This window comes from Rhodopseudomonas sp. AAP120 (genome assembly GCF_001295845.1).
GTDB lineage: Bacteria > Pseudomonadota > Alphaproteobacteria > Rhizobiales > Xanthobacteraceae > Rhodopseudomonas.
Genome location: NZ_LJIC01000007.1, coordinates 1 through 2517, shown reverse-complemented (window position 1 = coordinate 2517; position 2517 = coordinate 1). Strand labels below are relative to the sequence as shown.

Sequence of the window (2517 nt, the reverse complement as noted above, 5' to 3'; positions counted from 1 at the left end):
ACCTCTACGAGCAACTGACCTCCGAAAAGAACAACTACGAAGCCCTCAACGGCGACCGCCGCGACACCCCCGACGCCCCCGCCCAGCGCCATCGCCACCCCCGCGACGTCCGCATCCTGCCGCCGTCACGGGATTTTCATTGAGGGCGGGTTGTCTGCGCTTGAAAATTCGGCAGCGATCTCATTGGAGCGTCGATATCATCGCCAAAGTTCTGTCAGGAAGTGGAGAACCGCCTTCACGTTCGGGCTGTGGCGCCGGCTTTCGGGCCAGACGGCTGTCACCGACGAACGGTCTAGCGCGTAGTTTTCAAGGATGGGCACGAGTTCACCTCGCGCCACATGCGGAGCGGCGATGTAGGTCGCGGAGATGCCGATGCCGCCACCTGCGATCAGGACGGCAGAAACGGCGTCGCTGGTGTCGACCGTGATAGCTGCATCAGGAGCAAACTCCACGATCTCCCGATCGATCAGAAAGGGCCATCGCAGCGGCTGCCCCGAGCTCTGGAAGCGGAAGTTGACGCATCGATGACGAGACAGCTCATCCGGATGTTGGGGTGTTCCGAATTTCTCCAGATAAGATGGAGCCGCATAGGCGCAGAGCCGATGCAGTCCCAGTTTCTTCGAGAGCAGACGCGTATCTGCAAGATCGCCGACGCGGATAGCCACGTCGATGCCTTCCTCGGTGACGTCGATGAAGCGATCTGCGAGCCGGAGGTCGATCCGCAAGCGCGGATACTGCTCGCAAAGACGCGGCAGGGCGGGCCCCAGGACGTGCACCCCGATCGGCAGGGGAGCAGCAATCCGGACTGTGCCGTTCGGCTCGGCGCGTGTCGCCAGCGCCGCCTGCTCAATTTCCTCGGCCTCACGCAACAAACGCATTGCGCGTTCGTGGAGGTCGCGCCCCTCGGGCGTCAGCATGAGCGACCGCGTCGTCCGGGTAAACAGCGAAAGGCCGAACTGCTGTTCGAGCCGCTGAACGCTTTTGCTGACCGCCGATGGCGACACGCCGAGCGCCCGTGCCGCCGCCGTATAGCTGCCCAGCGAGGCTGCCCGCGCGAAGGCGATCAGCCCCGTGAGCCGCTCCAAACCGATTTGTGCCACCATGGCATCAGTAAAGCGAAAGCGGGGCCGATTATCAATGCGGTCGCGTGCCTGTAAATCCAAGCTCTAGGCCCCCAAACCGGGGCTTTCAGGAGTTTCGACAGATGACGAACCAATTGCAATCCAGCCCCCTCGAGGGTCAAAAAGTCCTCATCGTGGGCGGCACATCCGGCATCGGCCTGTCGGCCGCGCTCCAGGCGAAGGCGGCCGGAGCCGAGGTGACCGTGCTCGGATCGGACCCGGCGCGCGCGGCCCAAATTGCTGCCGAACATGGTTTGGCCGGATGGCTAAGTGCGGACGTCACCCGCCCAGATACGATCGAGGCGACCCTCAGCGGCGTCGCACATGTCGATCATCTGGTGCTGCTCGCCGGCAGCTTTGCGGTCGGCAAGGTTCTCGAAGCCGATCTTGCCCGGCTGCATCGGGCGTTCGACGAGCGCGTGTGGGCCGCTGTCCACATCCTGCGCGCCTTGGGCGACCGCCTCGCGCCCGACGCTTCGATCACCTTCATCTCGGGCGCTCTCGGAGACCGCCCCAACGGCTACGGGACGGCCGTGCTCGCCGCAGCCTCGTCGGCGATGGAGTCGCTGGCGCGCGGGCTGGCGCTGGAGCTCGCCCCGCGTCGGGTCAACACGCTGTCGCCGGGTCCGATCGACACGCCGCTGCTCGGCAAAGCATTGGGCGATGGACGCGATTCATATGTCGCCCAATTGCAGCAGAAGCTGCCGCTGCATCGTTTGGGCACTCCGGAGGAAGCCGGGGCGGCTGTCGTCTTCCTCATGGCCAACGGCTTCATGAACGGGGCCACTCTGAACATCGACGGCGGCTCGCGCCTCGTCTGATGCCGGCGCGACGCTCGCCATCGACGGCGGCTTATCGGCCTGCACTGGACGCCTGGGCATCTCGAAGAACTGGGAACATGCCATGTCAGATATCGATCATGATCGCTTGCTACGATCCAACCTTCAGCGCGTCTTCAACGAAAGAAATCCGGAGCATCGAGCTCAAGCGCTGTCAGAGCTCTACGTCGATGATCCCGTCATGTTCGAGCCTGACGGCGTGGTGACGGGCAGGGAGGCGATCAGCGCCGTCGCGGGCAAGCTGCTCGACCAGTTCGGAGCCAATTTCTCTTTCAGGCCGGACGGCGTCGCGCTCGGCCATCATTGTCTTGGCTTGTTGCGTTGGCAGGCTGGACCGGACGGCGGTCCGGTCGCGGTCACCGGGTCTGACGCTGCAGAGTTCTCCGGCGACAGGATCGCCCGACTCTGGGTGCTTCTGGATCGGCAATGAAGGCCAGGGATTTCGGTGGAACGACAAACGCCCCGCCGCAGGCCTGCTCCCTGCATCGCCGGACGGCACCGACCTCTACGAGCAACTGACCTCCGAAAAGAACAACTACGAAGCCCTCAACGGCGAC

Annotated in this window: 3 protein-coding genes; 2 read left to right on the top strand and 1 reads right to left on the bottom strand. The window is 64.1% G+C overall.

The window, feature by feature from the left end; translation table 11 throughout:
* Positions 1–197: 197 nt before the first annotated feature.
* On the bottom strand, positions 198–1100 hold the full coding sequence (locus IP86_RS00610) for a LysR family transcriptional regulator (RefSeq protein WP_197279580.1): 903 nt from the start codon (positions 1098–1100) through the stop codon (positions 198–200).
* A 104-nt stretch (positions 1101–1204) separates the two neighbouring features.
* Here IP86_RS00610 and IP86_RS00605 point away from each other — a divergent pair, with 104 nt between their 5' ends.
* Both IP86_RS00605 and IP86_RS00600 read left to right on the top strand, forming a co-directional pair.
* A complete protein-coding gene (locus IP86_RS00605; protein WP_054160633.1) occupies positions 1205–1942 on the top strand; it encodes an SDR family oxidoreductase in 738 nt (245 codons plus the stop codon).
* A gap of 82 nt (positions 1943–2024) precedes the next feature.
* Positions 2025–2390 (top strand): nuclear transport factor 2 family protein, encoded by a 366-nt coding sequence (locus tag IP86_RS00600; protein WP_054160632.1) that lies wholly within the window; start codon positions 2025–2027, stop codon positions 2388–2390.
* Positions 2391–2517: the final 127 nt, after the last annotated feature.